This window comes from Streptomyces sp. NPDC015127 (assembly GCF_043080095.1).
Taxonomy (GTDB): domain Bacteria; phylum Actinomycetota; class Actinomycetes; order Streptomycetales; family Streptomycetaceae; genus Streptomyces.
Genome location: NZ_JBIBVE010000014.1, coordinates 167,048 through 185,255, shown reverse-complemented (window position 1 = coordinate 185,255; position 18,208 = coordinate 167,048). Strand labels below are relative to the sequence as shown.

Below are 18,208 nucleotides of genomic sequence, written 5' to 3'. Positions count from 1 at the left end.
CCAGCGGGGAGACGCCGCCGCGCCGGTCACTCCGGCCCGGCCGGATGCAGAAACGGCTCACCGGCGGGCACCGCCCGCCGCAAGGCGGCGAGCATGGCGGCGAGCAAGGGATTGCTGTTCTCGCTCCGGTGCAGGGCCATCACCTCCCGGTGCGCCGCGCGCTGGGTGAGCCGCGTCGCCTCGATGCCCTCGCTCGGCGCGTGCCCGAGCGCCGGCACCACCGCCACCCCGAGACCCGCCGACACCAACTCCCGCACCACGTCGTAGTTGTTGCTGCGGAAGGCGATCTCGGCGTCGAACCCCGCCGCCGCGCACAGCCGCACGAGGGACAGGGCACCGGCCGTGCCCTCCCGGCTGGTGATCCAGCGGGCCCGGGAGAGGTGGGGGAGCTGTGCGCTCAGCCCGCTGTCGCGGGCGCGGAGCAGGACGAGGTCCTCGCGCAGCAGATGGTGGCGCGTCAGGCCGTCGGGCCACTGGCGGGGGCTCAGCCCGTACTCGTACACCAGGGCCACGTCCAGTTCGCCGGTGCCGAGCGCCGCGACGAGCTCCTCGGGCTCGCCCTCCTCCAGCTGGATCTGCGCCCGGGGACGGGTCTCGGCCGCCGCCGACAGGGCGGAGGGCACCAGCTTCACACCGGCCGTGGGAAAGCTGCCCAGCCGGAGCCGGCCGGTGGCGCCGGTCGCCAGTTCCCGCACCTGCTGGTCCAGGTCGTCCAACGCCGCCAGTACCCGCGCGCCGAGGTCCACCAGTCGGTGGGCGGCGGCCGTGGCGCGGATCCCGTGGGCCTCCCGCTCGAACAGCACGAGCCCGGTCTCCTTCTCCAGAGCCGAGATCTGCTGGGAGATCGCGGACGCGGTGTAACCGAGGTCGCGTGCCGCGACGGCGAACGAGCCGCTGCGGACGACGGCCTTCAGCGTGAGCAGGTGCAGGGGCTTCAGCAACATGACTCCCGAGGTACGCAGGGGAGCCGAGCATAAGCATTTGTTGCCCTTGACCGTCAATTCTTTCGTCCTGCTGGCCCTTGTGAGTCGCCTCGTCCGAGCCACAGGGTGAGGTGGACCAGGTCGGACGAGACCGGTGAGCACGAAGGAGCGAGCACAGTGAGCACCACAGCGCGGGACCTCGGCAGCCCTGATGCGGCGGCCGTGGCCGAAGCCCTCGGCCGAGTCGACTGCGGCGAGGTCGCCGGCGACGCCGGCCGCCGGGCCCAGTACGCGGCAGACGCCTCCAACTACCGCCGGATACCGCTCGCCGTCGTCTTCCCCCGGGAGCGCCGGCACGTGCTCAACGCGCTCTCCGTCTGCCGCCGTCTCGGGGTGCCGGTCACCTCGCGCGGAGCCGGCACCAGCACGTCCGGTCAGGCGGTCGGGTCGGGCGTGGTCCTCGACTTCTCCCGGTACTTCAACCGGCTGCTCGCCCTGGACCCGCAGGCCCGGACGGCGACGGTGCAGCCGGGCATCGTTCTCGACGACCTGCAGGAAGCCGCTGCCGGCCACGGCCTGTTGTTCGGTGCCGATCCGTCCACCCACAGCCGCTGCACGCTCGGCGGCATGATCGGCAACAACGCCTGCGGATCGCACTCCGTGGCCTGGGGGCGTACCGCCGACAACGTCCTGGAACTCGAAGTGGTCACCTACCGGGGCACGGTGGTCCGGCTCGGCGAGATGACCCAGCAGGAGATCGACGAGGCCGTCGCGGCGGGGGACGACCGCGGACGGCTGATCGCGTCCCTGTACCGGCTCGCCCAGGACAACCTCGCACCCCTGCGCACCAAGCTGGGTCAGTTCCCGCGTCAGGTGTCCGGCTACGCGCTGGAACACCTGCTGCCCGAGCACCGCTTCAACCTCGCCCGGGCCCTGGTCGGCAGCGAGGGCACCCTGGCCGTCGTCCTCTCGGCCACCCTTCGCCTCATCACCCCGCCGCCGGCGCGGGCGCTGGTCGTGCTCGGTTTCCAGGACGCCTGCGCCGCGGCCGACGCCGTGCCCGCCCTTCTCGGGCACCGGCTGCTGGCACTGGAGGGACTGGACCACGCGCTGACCGACATCGTGACCCGGCCCGAGACCCGGGACACGATCGACACCCTGCCGACGGCACAGGCATGGCTGTTCACCGAACTCGGCGGAGAATCGGATGAGTTGAAGGAGGCCGCTGCCGAACTCGCGGAGACCGCCCGGCAGTCCGCCGGCTTCACCGGCAGCGAAGTCGTCACCGATCCCGCACGCGCCCGGCGGCTGTGGCGGATCCGCGAGGACGGAGCCGGCCTGGCCACGCGCCTGCCCGACGGCAGCGAAGCATGGCCCGGCTGGGAGGACGCGGCCGTCCCGCCGGACCGGTTGGGCTCCTACCTGCGGCGGTTCGCCCGCCTGCTCCAGCGGTACGACCTGCGGGGCGCGGTGTACGGCCACTTCGGCGAAGGCTGCCTCCACGTCCGGATCGACTTCGACTTCACCACCGAACAGGGCACCGCCGTCTTCCGCGCCTTCGTCACCGACGCCGCGAAGCTGATCGCCGAGCACGGCGGCTCCCTGTCCGGGGAACACGGCGACGGCCAGGCCCGCTCCGAACTCCTGCCGCTCATGTACGGCCCGGACGTCATCGCCCTGTTCGAAGAGTTCAAGAACATCTGGGATCCCGACAACGGCCTCAACCCCGGCATGATCGTGCGCCCGCTGCCCGTCGACGGCAACCTCCGGGTCAGCCCGAACCGCACCCCGCTGCCCCTCGCTCCCGTGTCCAAGGGCTTTCCCTTCCACGCCGACGACGGCGACTTCGCCAAGGCCACCCGCCGCTGCGTCGGCGTCGGCAAATGCCGCACCACGAGCCATCGCGGCGACGTCATGTGCCCCAGCTACCGCGTCACGCGCGACGAGAAGGACTCCACCCGCGGCCGCGCCCGCCTGCTGTACGAGATGACCCAGGGCGAGGTGATCACCGACGGCTGGCGCTCCACCGAAGTCCGCGACGCCCTCGACCTGTGCCTGTCCTGCAAGGGATGCAGCGCCGACTGCCCCGTCGGCGTGGACGTCGCCACCTACAAGTCGGAGTTCCTGTACCACCACTACAAGCGGCGCCTTCGGCCTGTCTCGCACTACACCATGGGCTGGCTGCCCCTGCTGTCACGGCCTGCCGCCCGCGTGCCGCGCCTGGTCAACGCCCTCACGTCCTCCTGGTCGGCCCCGTTCGTCAAACGGCTCGGCGGCATCGCCGCCCAGCGCGATATCCCTCGCTTCGCTGACGAGACGTTCCTGGCCTGGTTCCGCCGCCGCACCCAACGCGGCGACGGCCGACGCGGCCCGGTGATGCTGTGGGCCGACTCCTTCAACAACCACTTCACCCCCGAGGTCCTCAAGGCCGGGGTCACCGTCCTGGAGAACGCCGGCTTCCGCGTACAGGTCCCCGACGGCACCCAGTGCTGCGGACTGACCTGGATCACCACAGGGCAACTCGGCACCGCCCGGCGCGTCCTCCGGCGCACCGTCGCCGCCCTGACACCAGCCGTGGAGGCCGGCATGCCGGTCGTCGGCCTGGAGCCCAGCTGCACGGCGGCCCTCAGGACGGACCTGCCGGAACTCCTCGACGGCAACGGCCACGCTCGCGCCCTCGCCCGAGCCACCGTCACCCTGGCCGAACTTCTCGTCCACCGGGCGCCGGACTGGCAGCCGCCGCGGATCGACGCCCCGTCCCTCAGCCAGACGCACTGCCACCAGCACGCCACGTCCGGCTTCGGCGCCGACAGCGCCCTGCTGCGCCGCATGGGCGTCGACAACACCGCGCTCGCTTCCGGCTGTTGCGGCCTCGCGGGCAACTTCGGATTCGAACGCGGCCACTACGACGTCTCCGTCGCCGCGGGCGAACAGGTCCTGCTGCCCGCAGTGCGGTCGGCCGCGCAGGACACACACATCCTCGCCGACGGCTTCAGCTGCCGCACCCAGATCGCCCAGCAGACCGACCGCACCGGTACCCACCTCGCGCAGCTCATCGCCGGCGCGCTGCCCCCGACCGACACCCCGGCCTGAACACCCCACCTCTACGGACAAGGAACACACCCGTGACCGACGCACTCTCCCTGGTCGACGACTGGGGTCCCGAGAAGATCGTGGTCGTCTCCCACCGGCGCACCGGCATGAAGGGGGTCCTCGTCATCGACAACACCGCCCGTGGCACGGGCAAGGGCGGCACCCGCATGAGCCCCACCGTGACCGTCGGCGAGGTCGCCCGGCTCGCCCGCGTCATGACGTGGAAGTGGGCCGCCGTGGACCTCTTCTACGGCGGGGCCAAGGCCGGCATCGTCGCCGACCCCGCCTCCCGCGACAAGGAGGCGATCCTGCGCGCGTTCGCCCGGGCCCTGTCCAACGAGGTGCCCCGCGAGTACGTGATGGGACTCGACATGGGGCTGACCGAGAACGACGCCGCCGTCATCCAGGACGAACTGGGCGACCGCGGGGCCGCCGTCGGCACCCCCGACCACCTCGGCGGCGTGGCCTACGACAAGCTCGGCGTCACCGGCTACGGGGTCGCCGAGGCGACCGACGCCGCGGCCGAGCGCCAAGGGCTGCCCCTGGCCGGCTCGCGCGTCGCCATCCAGGGCTTCGGTGCCGTCGGCAGCGCCGCCGCCCGCCGTTTCACCGAGCTCGGCGCCACCGTCGTGGCGGTCTCCACGGCCCACGGGGCGCTGTACGACCCCAGCGGACTGGATGTCGAGGACCTCCTGACCGCCCGCGCCGAGCACGGCGACCACTTCGTCACCCGCCACGGCCGGGGCACCGCGCTCGCCTCCGGCGCGGAACTCACCGTGGACTGCGACGTCCTGGTGCCCGCCGCGCTCCAGGACGTGATCGACCACACCACCGCGCACGCGATCAAGGCCAAGCTGGTCGTGGAGGGCGCCAACCTGCCCACCTCCGCGGAGGCCCAGGGCATCCTCGCCGGGCGGGGCATCACGGTGATCCCGGACTTCGTCGCCAACGCCGGGGGCGTCGTCGCCGCCGCGTTCGCCATGGACGCCCGCTATTCCGGTTTCCGGCCGGACCCTGCCGGCATCTTCGAAACGATCTCGGACAGGCTGCGTGCCAACACGGTCTCCGTCCTCGACGAAGCCGAACGGCAGGACGTCACCCCGCACACGGCCGGCCGCGGCCTCGCCGAACGGCGCGTCCGCACCGCGATGCACAGCAAGGGGCGCATCCCGCGCAGCTGATCACCGGTCACCCTGCCGTCCGTGACCTCACCAGGCCGCTCGTCACGTGGACCGTGCGGCGCGAGCGGGCGCCATCGCCCACCTGATGCTCCGTGTGAGGGCGTGCCCGGTGAGGTGGACGGCGGATTCAGCGGCGGGGGACAGGCGCGGCAGACCGAGGGGCCCGCGTGCCCATGGAGGCAGGGAGGCGACCGCGTTGGCGGCCAGCACGGCGTAGGGGCCTCTGGCGACGAGCGGCAGGGGCGGGTGGAGCAGGATGAATCGCGCAGCCTCGCGGGCTGCCGCGGTGCCGTCCAGTTCGGGGCGGTAGGCGTTGATCCGGTCCGCCAGTTCGCGCCGGTCGCGCGGGGGATCGAGTACGCCGAGGGCCGTTGCCACGCGCGCCATGTCGGCGACGTACGCGTCGCAGCCGGCGTCGTCGAGGGGGTGGGCTCCGAAGCGCTGGTGGGCCCGCAGGAAGCTGTCGACCTCGGCCACGTGGACCCAGCCCAGAAGATGCGGGTCGGCCGCGTGATAGGAGCGGCCGTCGGCCGTCGTTCCCCGTGTCCGTGCGTGGACCGCGCGGACACGGTCCACGGCCGCCTGCGCGTCGTCCGCGGTGCCGAAGGTCGTCACGGCGAGGAAGGTGCTCGTGCGCTGCAGGCGTCCCCAGGGGTCCGCCCGGTATCCGGAGTGCGCGGCCACGGCCGCCATCGCGAGGGGGTGCAGGGACTGCAGGAGGAGGGCGCGCAGGCCCCCGATGAACATGGACGCGTCGCCGTGCACGGTACGGATGGGCCGCTCGGGCCCGAACCACCGCGGTCCCGGCGTGTGGTGGATGCGCCGCCTGTTGGCAGGACCGGCCGGGCCCGCGACGCGGCGGAGGATCCCTGCTCCCACTCGCTTCCGCAGGTCCCTGACGACAGGCGCGGACCCGTTCATGGGGCAAGTATCGGCCGCGGCCGCCGGAGTGTCACCACCCGCGCAGACGAGCGAAGACGAACAGTCCCCGGGCGCGTGTGCCGGGGAGGACGCGCGCCTCAGTCGGCACAGGACAGCACGTGCAGGAGGAGGGCCTGTTCGGGATGGAGGACCGGGAGCTGGAGGCCCGCTTCGAGCAGGACCGAGCCCGGGAGCGTGAGGGCGTCGTGCTTGGTCCAGGCGGCGGGGCCGCGCTCGCCGGTGCGGGCGGGGCCGGCCGGATCGACGAGGGTGACGCGGTAGCGGCGCCGCGGATCGAGTCCGGGGAGCCGCACGGGTGCGGGCACGACGGCTGTGCCGGCGGCCAGCTGGGCGTAGCAGTACAGGGCACTGCCGGCGCCGGGTGCGACGACTCCGTGCAGGTAGGCGGCCGGGTCGGGGTGGTCGGCGCGTACGACGGTTCCGGTATGCAGGAGTGCGCGGTGCCGCTTGTAGAAGGCGATGGCGTTCCTCAGCGTTTCCTGTTCCTCGGGGCCCGCCCGGGTGATGTCCCACTCGATGCCGAAGTGGCCGAAGAGGGCTGTGACCACGCGGAACGACAGGTCGTGCACACGGCTGGTGGTGTGGGCACGGGTGGGGCCGATGTGGGTGCCCATGAGCTCGGGAGGCAGGAACGTGCCGGTCCAGCGCTGGATGGCCTGGCGCTCCAGCGCGTCGTTGCAGTCGCTGGTCCACACCCGGTCGGTGTGTTCGAGGACGCCGAGGTCGATGCGTGCGCCGCCGGACGAGCAGCTCTCGATCTCCACGGCGGGGTGCCGTGCCCGCACAGCGGCGAGGAGGCGGTAGAACGCCTCGGTCTGTGCGTGCACGCGGGCACGGCCTGAACGGCCCGCGGCGATCAGGTCGCGGTTGTGGTCCCACTTGACGTACGCGATGTCGTACGCGGTGAGCAGGGCGTCCAGGCGTCCGAGTACGTGGTCGAACGCGTCCGGCTCGGTGAGGTCGAGGACCTGCTGGTGACGCCACGAGGGAGGGAGCCGGCCGTCGGCGGGGGCCAGGACCCAGTCGGGGTGGGCGCGGTACAGATCGGAGTCGGGGTTGATCATCTCGGGTTCGAACCACAGGCCGAAGTCCATGCCGAGGGCCCGGACCCGCTCGATGAGCGGGCCCGGCCCGTCGGGCCAGACGGTGTCGTCGACGTACCAGTCGCCGAGGCCGGCGCTGTCGTCGCGGCGGTGGCGGAACCAGCCGTCGTCGAGGACGAACCGTTCGACTCCGATCCCGGCGGCGGTCTCGGCGAGACCGAGCAGCCGGTCGAGGTCGTGGTCGAAGTACACGGCCTCCCAGGTGTTGAGCACGACCGGGCGGGGCGTGAGCGTGCGCCGGGCGCGCAGGTGACGGTGGAACGCGGACGTGATGCCGTCGATACCCTCGCCCGACCAGGCGGCGTACAGCCACGGCGTGGTGTACTCCTCGCCCGCCTCCAGCACCACCTCACCGGGCAGCAGAAGCTCCCCGCCGCCGAGCACGGGCCTGCCGTCGGGAATCTTCTCGGCGTAGGTGACGTGGTTGCCGCTCCAGGCGACGTGCACGGCCCACACCTGCCCACCGCGGAATCCGAAGCCGGGCGTGCCGGCCAGCAGACCGATGGTGGCGTCATGACCGGTGCGGCCGCGGCGCCCTTCGCGCACCCAGCTCCCGTACCGGAACGCCTGCCGCTGCGGGACGCGTTCGCGGCAGTGGCGGCCGGTGAAGTCGAGGAGCTCGGTGGCGTGCGCGGGCACCGGCAGCGCGGCTTCGAGGGCGTCGACGGTGTACGGGGTGGAGCCGTCGTTGCGGACCCGGTGGCGCAGCCGCAGCAGCCCGGACTCCGTCAGTTCCAGTTCACCGGCAAGGGTGAGCCCGGCGACGGGGTCGGTGGCGGTGTAGCGCAGGGCACCGGGTGCGTGGGTGTCGAGCGTGGTGAGGGCGAGTCCGGGCGAGAAGTCGCCTCCGCCGCGGTGGCCGCGCAGTCCGGGACGGCCCATGTACCCGCCGCCGGCGTCGGGCACCAGCGTCTGCGGGACCGGCACGTCCGGCATGTTGTGCGGCGGCGGCGGCGTGAGCGCGAGCAGCAGCGCGCCCAGTGCCTCCTGATCGAGCGGCCCCAGGGCGGCACCCCAGTAGGCGACCGAAGGCAGCCCCGGCCCGCGCACGTCGACGACGACGCTGGTGCGGCCGTCGCTCAGGTGAAGCACAGCGTCGTGGCTCACGGATGAGAGCTCCCTACGTGACGGCGCCGGTGGTGATCGATGGTGACCGGATGCTTCCGGCCGGCGATGTGTACGGCTACGGCGGCAAGGATGCCCAACGCAGGCACGGCGAAGCCTCCTGCCCGTGAGTACCGCCGGCCGCATCCCCCGTTTTCGGGGTGGCGGCTCCGATTCCGGTGCGTCCGGCTGTGGTCGTGCGCGCGTAGGGGCGGGGCAAGGGGGCACCCGGACGGGGTACCGATCGGACACGCGTGCGGAGAGGCGGGAGGACCGGATGGGGACCTGGCCCATCAGCTGCAAGCGCCGCGCCGGAGAAGGACCCGGACGGCGGACACCAGAGCTGCCGGTGGAGGGAGGCCGGACGACGTGGTCATGAACGAGCGGCAGGGCGAGCAGCGTATCGGCGTCAGGGCGCACAAGGATGTCGTCCTCGCGGTCGAGGGCCTCGCGGCACGGAGACAGCCGCCGCAGTTCGCCTCCGGTGCGGCCGACGCCTACGAATGGGCGACGGGGCACGCGGGACGGTCGCCCGTCACCGGCGCGGATGCCGACGACGTCCCCGGCCTGTGGCTGTTGACCGCCGAAGTGGACGCGACAGTGGTACAGCTGGAGGACCCCACCCTCCAGGCCGGGAAACGCGACTACATCCGCGGGGTTCACGATGCGCTCGCCTGGATCTGCGGATACAGCGACCGGGTGGCGTGACCCGGGCCGTCCATCGGGCGATACAGGCCGCGGCGGCTGTCCGCGGTCGAGCTCAGCGGTCGGAGTAGCTGAAGTCTCCCACCGTCCAGGCGCTCACGTCCTTGATGGCGATGCGGTACATCCCGCCGGTCTCGGGAATCCCCAGACTGCCCTGGAGGATTCTCGCGACATGGAAGTGCAGATGTGACGGGGCCTCACCCCGATTGCGCCGATTACCTCCCGCCCGCGTGAAGACGGGGGCGAATGCTCCCAGTTGATCCGAGTCCTTCAACACCTCGGCCACACGCTCCCGCCAGACGGCCTCCGGAGCCAGCCGTCCGGTGATGACAGCGCCGGGGACCACGACGGTGAGGGACATCTGATTGGTGTGCTCCGACTCGACCATGGCGGCGATGTCGACGAGCAGGTCATCAGGCTTCGACATGAGCGCCGATTCTACGGGGCGGGCGGGGGCGACGTGCCGGCTTTCGAGTGCCGTTCCTCCACGGCGTGGCGGAGACGCGGTCACCAGCTCTCGGCGACGCCGCCGCGGCCGCCTGCCAGGCTGTCCGTGGTCCCGTGGCGCCCGGTGGGGTGACGGCGCGCCGACCGTCACTCCTCGTCCTCGTATCCCTCGTCCTCGTATTCCTCGTCCTCCTCGCCCACGCCTTCCTCCTCTTCCTCGTCCTCCTCTTCCTCGTCGTACGCGTCCTCGGTGTCCTCGTACTCGGCCGCTTCCTCCTCCAGGGCCTCTTCGTGCGTCCGGACCACCTCTCCGTCACGGATCTCGCCGCGCCAGCCCTCGGGCTCCTCGTCCGTGAAGGTGACGTACCGCTGGAAGTTCTTGAAGTCGAGGCGCAGGCGCCTCCCTTGGGCGCGCCAGAGGTTGCCGGTCTTCTCGAAGAACCCGGAGGGGTGGTACTCGACGACGAGGACGATGCGGGTGAGGCTCGGCGCGAGTTCGTGGAACGTCACGCACCCGCGGGTCGTGCCCTTGGCGCCCTCGGATGTCCACATGATCCGCTCGTCCGGCACCTGCTCCTGGACGGTGGCCTTCCAGCCACGGGTCGACGGCCCCACCTTCACCTTCCAGTCGCTCGTCGTCTCGTCGCCCTGGGACACACTGCGCACACCCTTGGTGAAGCTGCTGAACTGCTCGTACTGGGTCCAGTGGTCGTAGGCGGTGCGGACCGGTACGCCGACGTCCAGCGCTTCGACGATGTTCATCACCTTGGTGCTGCCCGCCTTGTGGCTTCCGCCGCCGCCCCCGGTGAGCTCCTGGGCCTTCCCGAGGACGCTGTCCTTGAGGCTCTTGGCCTTCTCGCCGACGACGGCCTTCAGCGGGGAATCCCCCTGGAACACCCGGAGGCCGGCTTTCGGGAGAGGGCCGCCGCTCTCGGCCGCATCCAGAAGCTGGTCCGTCAGGTCCGCCAGTTTGTCGCCCGCCCGGTCCGCCAGGACTTCCACCTGCGCGCTCAGGTGGTCGATCAGCTCGTCACGCAACAGTTCCAGCCCCGAGGCCTCGCCACGGCCGGTGTCGCGATCTTTGGTGGCCATCGCCCTACCTCCGCCGCGTCGCCGTCTTCTTGCCCGCCGCCGTCTTCTTGGCGGGTGTCCTCTTGGCCGTTGTCTTCTTCGCCGCGGTCTTTTTCGCGGGCGCCTTCTTGGCGGCCGTCTTCTTCGAGGCCGTCTTCTTTGCGGGCGCCTTCTTGGCGGCCGTCCTCTGCGGCGCCGTCTTCTTGGCCGCGGCCTTCTTCGCGGGCGGCTTCTTCTGGGCTGCCTTCCTGGCCGGCGCGGCCGCCTTCTTCCTGCCGGCCGGCGCCCTGCGGCTGCGGGCCCGCGCCGGGGGCCGCTCTTCGACGGCGGCGCCCGTAGGGCGACGCCTCCGCGTCCGCGCCTCCGGTTCGCGCTCCTCCTCCTCTTCTTCTTCCTGCTCTTCCTCCTCCTCTTCTTCCTCTTCCGGCTCTTCCTCGGCTTCCGGCTCTTCCTCGGCGCGGCCCTCGTCCTCTTCCTCCTCCTCTGCCTCGTCGCGCTCCTCCTCCCGTTCGACGAGCCGGAGAGTGCGTTCGTGAAGCGAGTCGGCGAGGTCGGCGAGCTTGCGGTCGGCGGACGCCGTCAGGGCCTTGCGGCCGGCGTCGAGGACTTCGCCCCGCACCTGGTCGTTCAACTGCGAGACCTGCGGGATCTCGCCGAGTTGGCGCAGGCCCTGGGTGACGAGCTGCCGAGGGTCGAGCCCGAAGCGGCGGCCGGCGAGATACGTGGCCAGTCCGAAGGCGAGGCGCCCCTTCTTGGCCCGCCCGAGGAGGTATCCGCCCGCGAGGGCGGCCCCCAGGGCCATCTTGCTCGTGTCTTTCATCGGCTGGTCCCTTCGGAGAGACAAGAGACGGCCGGAAGTCCAACAGCCTTTGCCCGGGCCATGATTGACAAGAGGAACCCCGTGCGGGCCTCGCCGGGCGCATTGCGGCACGCCGGACCGAACGCGACCGCCGGATCACCCACTGCTACCGGTTTCCTCTGGGGCAGGAGGCATCCCTATATGATGAAATTGTATGTTTTTGCCAGGTGTATGGCTTCTGCTCCGAGCGTCGGGGAGATCATGGCCGCTGAACAACCTGCCGAACGCCGCTCCGGCGTGGTCCACGCCATGCGAGCCGCAGCCGAACAGCTCCAGGAGTTGCTCGGCCGCACGCCGGAGTCGGTCTCCGCTATCCAGCCCACGGCCGACGGCTGGGAGGCGCACGTCGAGGTCCTGGAGCTGGAGCGGATACCCGAGACCACGAGCGTGATGGCGAGTTACCGCGTCACACTGGACGAGGAGGGCAACCTGGTGGGCTACGAGAAGACCCGGCGCTACACCCGGGGGCACATCGACCGGGACGGCTGAGCGCTCTCATCGGCCCGCGAAGGGCGCTCTCATCGTCCCGCGAAGGGAGGCACCATGACCATGGTGCCGCAAGGCGGCAGCAGTGTTTCCAGAGGCGGCACGGGCAGCCTCTACGACGTTCTCGACCTCATCCTCGATCGCGGCCTAGTGATCGACGTATTCGCCCGTGTCTCTCTGGTCGGCATCGAACTCGTCAAGATCGACGCCCGGGTCGTCGTGGCCAGCGTGGACACCTACCTGCGCTTCGCCGAAGCCTGCAACCGTCTCGATCTGGAGGCGGGCAAGAAGGCACCCGCCCAGCTGACCGACATCGTCGGCGACTCGCTGGAGAGCGGCGCCAAGGGGAAGTCCAGAGGTGCCCTGACCGGTGCGGTCGAAGCGGTCACCGACTCCCTCAAGGGCGCGACCGGGCGTGAGGAGGGCGAGGAGGGGGAGGAAGAGGGCGCAGAGAAGGAGCCCGTCGAGAGGCGGCGGCCCGCCCGGCGCGCCACCGCCCGTCGTACGAGGAGCTCGCCGCGCGAGAAGGAATGAGCCATGCCCGTATACATCTACTCGATCACCGGCAAGCAGCACCCGGTGCGGCTCGACGGTCTCGACGGTGTCGGCGACCCGCCCTCCCGTCTGCGTACCGTGACCGGCGGACCGCTGTGCGCAGTGGTCAGTGACGCACCGGACGACCTGCGGCCCAAACGCCGTGACATTGCCGCCCACCAGCGGGTCCAGGACCGGCTCATGGACGACGGCACGGTGCTGCCGCTGCGGTTCGGCCTGCTGGCCCCGGACGACGAGGCCGTCCGGGCGGCGCTGGAGGAGCGCGCCGAGGAGTACACGGACAGGCTCAAGGCGCTGGAGGGCTGCGGCGAGTACAACCTGAAGGTCTCGCAGGACGAGGAGACACTGCTGCGGCAGATCCTGCACGCCTCGGAGGCGGCGCGGGACCTCAACGACGAGATCCGCAGGGGCACGGCGCCCCCGGACGCGAAGGTGCGCCTCGGCGAGCTGGTCGCCACGGAGGTACAGGCGCGGCAGGAGGCACTGGCCGGGGGCGTGGTGGAGGCGCTCCGCCCGTTCGCCCGGGAACTGCAGACCGCGCAGCCGACCGGCGAGGTCTTCCTCAACATCTCCTTCCTCGTGCCGGGCGACCAGGAAGAGCTCTTCCTCACCACCGAGTTGAGCCTCGCCGCTCAGATGGGCGAGGACGTCCACTTCCGCCTCAACGGCCCCTTGCCGCCCTACAGCTTCGTCTGAAGGAACCGCCATGGGAGTCTTCACCCAGCTCCTCACCCTCCCCCTCGCGCCGGTTCGCGGCGTCGTATGGGTCGTGGAGCGTGTCCTGGAAGTCGCCGAGAACGAGTACTACGACCCCGCACCCGTGCAGCGCGCGCTCGCGGAGCTGGAGCGGCAGCTCCTCGCCGGGGAGATCGACGAGGAAACCTTCGACCGGCGCGAGGACGAACTGCTCGACCGGCTGCAAGAGATCAGGGCCTACCGCGACGGCCTTCAGCCCTGACGGCGCACCACGAGGAACGAGGTCCCCACCGTGACCGACCCCCTGGCCAACCGGCTCGGCTCCTACCCGTCACGAGCCGCACCCCCCTATGGGCAGGGTTCCTCCGCCAATCTCGCCGACATCCTCGAGCGGGTGCTCGACAAGGGCATCGTCATCGCGGGGGACATCCAGATCAATCTCCTCGACATCGAGCTGTTGACCATCAAACTCCGCCTGCTCGTCGCCTCCGTCGACAAGGCGAAGGAAATGGGCATCGACTGGTGGGAGCACGACCCCTCGCTGTCGTCCCGGAGCCGATCCGACACCTCTCTTCCCGCCCGCGGCAGGAGCGAGCGGTCCCTCGCCGAGGAGAACCGGCGCCTGCGGGCGGAGATCGACGCCCTCCGCGAGGACGCGGCGCTTCCCGACGCCGGAAGGGAACCCCGGGAAGGGCACCGCCGGGGGAGCGGCCGCGATGAGTGACCTGGTGCTGTACGCCTACGCCGTGGCCCATGACGCGGAGGGACTGGCGGATTCCGCGGCCACGCTCATCGGTGTCGCCGGCGCTCCCGTCCACCTGATGACCGCCACCCGCGACGGCAGGCTCCTGCTCGTCGTGAGTCCCGTGCGCGCCGACGACTTCCAGGAAGCGGCCCTGAAGCGGCACCTGGAGGATCTGCGATGGCTGGAGGCGGTCGCGCGCGCCCACCACGCCGTCGTCGACGCACTGGCCGCCCGCACCACCGTCCTGCCCCTGCGCCTGGCGACCGTGTACCTGGACGACGACAGCGCGCGCAACGCCCTGGACCGCGGGGCCCCCGCTTTCGGCGAGCGCCTGACACGACTGGCCGGGCATCACGAGTGGGGCGTGAAGATCTACGCCGACCCCTCCGCGGGCTCCTCCGACCCGGCCCCCGCACCCGCGGAGGCGGCGGACCTCAGCCCTGGGCGTGCGTATCTGCGTCGGCGCAAGGCGCAGCAGAGTGTCCGGGACGACGTCTACCGCGCCGCCGGTGTGGCGGCCGAACGTGTCGAAGCGGCAGGGCGCCGGCACGCGGCCGGCCGCGCACGCCACCGGGTCCAGCAGGGTGCGCTGGCCGCCTCTGCCGATGAGAACGTCGTCAACGACGCCTACCTCGTGCACCGGAACCGTACGGAGGCGTTCCGCGCCGAGGTGGCGCTGGCGGCCGACGGGCTCCTGGGGGTCCGTGTCGAAGTCACCGGACCGTGGGCGCCGTACTCGTTCGCCGCGCCCGCCGCCGGCTCCGACGACTCACCGGACGACGCGACCCCATGAGCGCGCCCCACGACGCCCCGGCGGCCGACCCTCTGCACGGCCGGCAGGTCGCACTCATCGACCTGCTCGACCGGCTGCTCAGCGGCGGGGCCGTCATCACCGGTGACGTGGTCCTGTCCATCGCCGATGTCGATCTCGTCCGTGTCTCGCTGCGGGCGCTGATCGTGTCCATCGGCCCGGACAATCCCTCTCCCTGGTCGTCCCCCGCCCTCCCGCGAGACAGCCATGACCGCTGAGGACCGGAGCTCTTCCCGTCACCGCCTCGACGAGGTCGCGGACGCCGCGGCACGCGCCTTCCAGCTGCTGCCGGCCACGCCGCGTGACCTGCCGCCGCCCGGAGAAGGCCCACCGGCGCGGACCCCGTCACGCCGGATCACCGCCGATCCCGACACCGTGGAACGGGACCTGGTCAGACTGGTCCTCACTCTTGTCGAACTGCTGCGTCAGCTCATGGAACGCCAGGCACTGCACCGGGTGGACCAGGGGGACCTCACCGAGGAACAGGAAGAGCGGCTCGGGGCCACGCTCATGATCCTGCACGACCGCATGACCGATCTGTGCGCGCAGTACGGGCTGACCATGGACGATCTCAACCTGGACCTCGGGCCGCTCGGACCCCTGCTCCCGCCCTCCGACTGACGCCCGCCCGATGCCGGTGGCGTGTGCGGTCCGCGTGGCGGGGCGTGTGGGTGGTGGCCTGCATGTAGTCCTCGTAGCGGTCGAGCAGGAGCAGCAGCCCGAGGAGCAGAAGCGGCAGAAGCAGAGCGACGACTATCACAGCGGCCTCCCCGTTGAGGCGAGAAAGCGTCTTATCTCCCCGGTTGCCCTGATCGGGCGGATCGAGCGTCACCGGCTGGTGAGGATCGTGTGGACGATGCGCGCACCGGTGTGAAGGATCGGGTACTGCCGGCGGCGGCCCGAATCGACCTGCGCTTCGGCCCCGCGCCTGCCGGTGGGCGGGTGCGGGGCCGAAGGGGATGCGGTGTGTCGGGTCAGCTGTGGTCGGCTGTCCGGCGGCGCTTCCACCACATCAGTGAGCCGCCCGCCGCGAGGAGGGCCACGGCGCAGCCGGCGATCAGGCCGACCTGGGTGCCGGTGTCGGCGAGGCCGCCGTCGTCCTTGGGCGGGGTGGTGTGGCCGCCCGTCGGTGCCGGGGTGGACGGTGCCGGGCTGGACGGGTCCGTCGGCGAGGGCGTCGGGTCCGGCCTGCCCGTTCCGGTCGGTGTCGGCGTCGGGTCCGGCTTGGGCTCGCCGGACGGCCTCACGTCGGTGTTGCCGCCCAGATACTGCGTCCCGGTGTCGCGGTAGTCACGCGGGGCGATCTTCGAACGGTCGGTGATCTGCGGCAGTTGCGGGTTCTCGGCGTCGAAGCGGGCCTTGGTGATGTTCCGCTTGGGCGACTTGGAGAAGTCCACGCCGCCGACGGTGTAGGTGTAGACCACACCGCCGTACTCGCGCTCGAAGCTGTAGTCGCCGTCCCTGAAGGATTTCACGTACCGCTGGTAGACGTCACGCTTGTCCCACTTCTCACCACGGATCGGCCAGCTTTTCACGTCGTTGCTGCCAATGATCTTGTGATAGTCGCCGGCCTTCTTCGCGTCCTGCTGCTTGACCCACTCCGCCGCCACACGGGAGGTGTAGACGCGGCGCAGGTCGGCGTAGATCGGTTCGTCGCTCTCGTTGATCTTCTTCTCGATCTTGGGGATGACGATCTGCTCCACCAGGCGCTGGTTGTGCCGGATCTGCACCTCGGACAGGTCGCACGTCCCGCCGGGACCGGGAGCGTTGAACTCCTGCGGCACGGAGTTGACCTTCAGCGGCGCGTCCAGGATGTAGACGCCGCCGTCCTGTTCCCGCACCTTCGCCGGCTCAGGGACGATCCAGTTCCGCACGCTGTGCAGGCACGGCGCGCCGTCCACGCGGCTGATGGAGTCCCAGAACCGCGCGGCGTCCTCCTCCTTGGGGTTCAGGAACGCGGCGTAGTCGTGCTTCATCTGGAGGTCGGCCTCCAGCAGGACACGTCCGGCATCGGTCGTGCCGAACTTCTCGTCCATCACCCGGTCCGGCTCGTCGGGGTTGAGGTTCACCCAGAACTTCTCCGGGGTGAGCGCCATCCACGTGAAGAACGAGTCCGAGACGAGCTGGGCCTTCTCCTGGCCGCCGAAGGACGGATTGTTGTCCGGGTCGGGGTTGATCCCGGCCTTGAAGGAGTAGTCCAGACCCTTGCCCTTGACCGGGTTGCCGACGTAACGCAGCTCCAGGGTGGAGAAGTCGACGCCGCCGGGTCCCCGCACGCGCTGGGAGCCGTTCGCGCCGCCGCGCTCGGCCTGGGCGATGCGCCGGGCCTGCTCCTGGTTCTTGGGAGAGCCGTTGACCATGCGGTCCGCGGCGCCGTTGCTGGAGCAGAGGGTGCCCGCACGGACCGCGAGGGTGCGCGTGCCGGCGGTCTGGCAGCCGGCGTTCATGTGGCCGACGGGCTTGTTGTAGCCGGTGTTGTTGTTGTACTTCGGCTGGGGCGTCGCGGCGTGCTTGTAGCGGTTGATCCTGCCCTTGCCGTCGGCGTCGACCTCGGCGAGCTTGCGCTTGGTGTTGTCGTCCGGCTCCTCACCGAAGATGTAGACGACCTTCCAGCCCCGGCGGGCGAGGGCCTTGTCCACATGGATCTCCTTGTAGTCGAACCTCCCTCCCGCCTTGAACTCGTAGATCGTCTTGGTCTTGCGGTTGATCGCGTCGAACCGGCGGTCCTTGTTCGGGAAGTCCTTTCCGAGCTCCTTCTTCAGCTCGTCGTACAGCTTCTTGTCGAGCTTCTTCAGCGAGCCCTGGCACAGCCAGTCCGGGCCGCCGAGCTTGTAGTGCCGGGCGACCTGGCGCTCGAAGCCGGCGCCGCGCCGGCCGTTGCCCTCCAGGCGGATGACCGACTTCAGCCACCCGTCGAAGTCGGCCTTCGGCCAGCGCTTGGAAGCGTCGGTGTTGGCCTGGTTGCGGTTCCAGCGGGCGTAGATCTGCTTGTGCCGGTCATTGGGCCACCGCTTGGGGTCCTTGCCGTAGCTGTCCAGCTCCTCCTGGCTGGCGGGCAGTTTGAGCCCGTCGTAGCCCAGGGAGGGGTTGTCGTAGTCGTAGACGTACCGCTCGGCGTTCGGCGTGGCGTCGCGGTTGTTGCCGCCGGGCAGGCTGGTGTCCGGCGGCGCGGTGTCCGGCGTGCCGTACTTCTGGTCGCAGCGGTTCCGCGGCGCGGCGGTGGCGTCCTGGGGTGCCAGGACGGGCAGTCCGGCGGCGAGGAGTCCGGCGCTGACGGCGACGATCGCCGCACGCAGGCCGAAGCGCTTCCGTAAGTGTGTGAGGTAACTCAAAAGGGGTCCCCTGGGGGCAGGGACGATTGCGGGCAGCGCGCATAGCCCCCGTCATGACGCTGCCATGACACACCCTAGGGCAGGCGCCGGGGTGTGACGCAGGAGGACGAACGAAGTGTGGGCTGCGCAACTGACGTGTGGGGCCGACCGTTTCA

Annotated in this window: 19 protein-coding genes; 12 read left to right on the top strand and 7 right to left on the bottom strand. The window is 70.9% G+C overall.

The features are described from left to right. Positions 1 to 26 precede the first annotated feature (26 nt). On the bottom strand, positions 27 to 944 hold the full coding sequence (locus tag ACF08N_RS27210; RefSeq protein ID WP_392327316.1) for a LysR substrate-binding domain-containing protein: 918 nt from the start codon (positions 942 to 944) through the stop codon (positions 27 to 29). A 156-nt stretch (positions 945 to 1,100) separates the two neighbouring features. Here ACF08N_RS27210 and ACF08N_RS27205 point away from each other — a divergent pair, with 156 nt between their 5' ends. Further along, a complete protein-coding gene (locus ACF08N_RS27205) occupies positions 1,101 to 4,016 on the top strand; it encodes an FAD-binding and (Fe-S)-binding domain-containing protein (RefSeq protein ID WP_392327315.1) in 2,916 nt (971 codons plus the stop codon). 32 nt (positions 4,017 to 4,048) lie between these two features. Then, positions 4,049 to 5,197: a Glu/Leu/Phe/Val dehydrogenase gene (locus ACF08N_RS27200; protein WP_392327314.1), complete on the top strand. Its 1,149-nt coding sequence runs from the start codon at positions 4,049 to 4,051 to the stop codon at positions 5,195 to 5,197. Positions 5,198 to 5,239: 42 nt separating this feature from the next. On the opposite strand, the gene ACF08N_RS27195 is transcribed toward ACF08N_RS27200, so the two are convergent. Both ACF08N_RS27195 and ACF08N_RS27190 read right to left on the bottom strand, forming a co-directional pair. Beyond that, a complete protein-coding gene (locus ACF08N_RS27195) occupies positions 5,240 to 6,118 on the bottom strand; it encodes an oxygenase MpaB family protein (RefSeq protein ID WP_392327313.1) in 879 nt (292 codons plus the stop codon). Between the two features lie 98 nt (positions 6,119 to 6,216). Further along, positions 6,217 to 8,349, bottom strand: a complete 2,133-nt coding sequence (locus tag ACF08N_RS27190) for an alpha-galactosidase (RefSeq protein ID WP_392327312.1) — start codon at positions 8,347 to 8,349, stop codon at positions 6,217 to 6,219. Between the two features lie 372 nt (positions 8,350 to 8,721). Between ACF08N_RS27190 and ACF08N_RS27185 the strand changes: the two genes are divergently transcribed. Beyond that, complete coding sequence (locus ACF08N_RS27185; protein ID WP_392327311.1) at positions 8,722 to 9,054, top strand: hypothetical protein; 333 nt, start codon at positions 8,722 to 8,724, stop codon at positions 9,052 to 9,054. Positions 9,055 to 9,106: 52 nt separating this feature from the next. Here ACF08N_RS27185 and ACF08N_RS27180 read toward each other — a convergent pair whose 3' ends face one another. From ACF08N_RS27180 to ACF08N_RS27170, 3 genes are all read right to left on the bottom strand, one after another. Beyond that, on the bottom strand, positions 9,107 to 9,478 hold the full coding sequence (locus ACF08N_RS27180) for a hypothetical protein (protein ID WP_392327310.1): 372 nt from the start codon (positions 9,476 to 9,478) through the stop codon (positions 9,107 to 9,109). Between the two features lie 167 nt (positions 9,479 to 9,645). Further along, positions 9,646 to 10,590: an SRPBCC family protein gene (locus ACF08N_RS27175; RefSeq protein WP_392327309.1), complete on the bottom strand. Its 945-nt coding sequence runs from the start codon at positions 10,588 to 10,590 to the stop codon at positions 9,646 to 9,648. A 4-nt stretch (positions 10,591 to 10,594) separates the two neighbouring features. Continuing rightward, positions 10,595 to 11,389 (bottom strand): histone protein, encoded by a 795-nt coding sequence (locus tag ACF08N_RS27170; RefSeq protein ID WP_392327308.1) that lies wholly within the window; start codon positions 11,387 to 11,389, stop codon positions 10,595 to 10,597. A gap of 240 nt (positions 11,390 to 11,629) precedes the next feature. Here ACF08N_RS27170 and ACF08N_RS27165 point away from each other — a divergent pair, with 240 nt between their 5' ends. The 9 genes from ACF08N_RS27165 to ACF08N_RS27125 are packed head-to-tail and all read left to right on the top strand — an operon-like array spanning position 11,630 to position 15,595. Then, entirely contained in the window at positions 11,630 to 11,917 is a 288-nt protein-coding gene (locus ACF08N_RS27165; protein WP_392327307.1) for a gas vesicle protein, read from the top strand. A gap of 54 nt (positions 11,918 to 11,971) precedes the next feature. Further along, entirely contained in the window at positions 11,972 to 12,448 is a 477-nt protein-coding gene (gene gvpJ / locus ACF08N_RS27160; RefSeq protein ID WP_392327306.1) for a gas vesicle protein GvpJ, read from the top strand. Between the two features lie 3 nt (positions 12,449 to 12,451). After that, positions 12,452 to 13,165, top strand: a complete 714-nt coding sequence (locus ACF08N_RS27155; protein WP_392327305.1) for a GvpL/GvpF family gas vesicle protein — start codon at positions 12,452 to 12,454, stop codon at positions 13,163 to 13,165. 10 nt (positions 13,166 to 13,175) lie between these two features. Next, positions 13,176 to 13,427, top strand: a complete 252-nt coding sequence (locus ACF08N_RS27150) for a gas vesicle protein GvpG (RefSeq protein WP_392327304.1) — start codon at positions 13,176 to 13,178, stop codon at positions 13,425 to 13,427. 30 nt (positions 13,428 to 13,457) lie between these two features. Then, positions 13,458 to 13,889, top strand: coding sequence for a gas vesicle protein (locus tag ACF08N_RS27145; protein WP_392327303.1), 432 nt, complete (start codon positions 13,458 to 13,460; stop codon positions 13,887 to 13,889). Continuing rightward, a complete protein-coding gene (locus ACF08N_RS27140) occupies positions 13,882 to 14,703 on the top strand; it encodes a GvpL/GvpF family gas vesicle protein (RefSeq protein ID WP_392327302.1) in 822 nt (273 codons plus the stop codon). The genes ACF08N_RS27145 and ACF08N_RS27140 overlap by 8 nt, the downstream gene beginning before the upstream one ends. Continuing rightward, positions 14,700 to 14,939: a gas vesicle protein gene (locus ACF08N_RS27135; RefSeq protein WP_392327301.1), complete on the top strand. Its 240-nt coding sequence runs from the start codon at positions 14,700 to 14,702 to the stop codon at positions 14,937 to 14,939. The genes ACF08N_RS27140 and ACF08N_RS27135 overlap by 4 nt, the downstream gene beginning before the upstream one ends. After that, entirely contained in the window at positions 14,929 to 15,342 is a 414-nt protein-coding gene (locus ACF08N_RS27130) for a gas vesicle protein K (RefSeq protein ID WP_392327300.1), read from the top strand. The genes ACF08N_RS27135 and ACF08N_RS27130 overlap by 11 nt, the downstream gene beginning before the upstream one ends. 46 nt (positions 15,343 to 15,388) lie before the next feature. Beyond that, positions 15,389 to 15,595 carry a hypothetical protein gene (locus ACF08N_RS27125; protein ID WP_392327299.1) on the top strand — a complete coding sequence of 69 codons (207 nt, stop codon included), beginning with the start codon at positions 15,389 to 15,391 and terminating at the stop codon, positions 15,593 to 15,595. 100 nt (positions 15,596 to 15,695) lie between these two features. Here ACF08N_RS27125 and ACF08N_RS27120 read toward each other — a convergent pair whose 3' ends face one another. Beyond that, a complete protein-coding gene (locus ACF08N_RS27120; RefSeq protein ID WP_392327298.1) occupies positions 15,696 to 18,053 on the bottom strand; it encodes a hypothetical protein in 2,358 nt (785 codons plus the stop codon). Positions 18,054 to 18,208 lie beyond the last annotated feature (155 nt).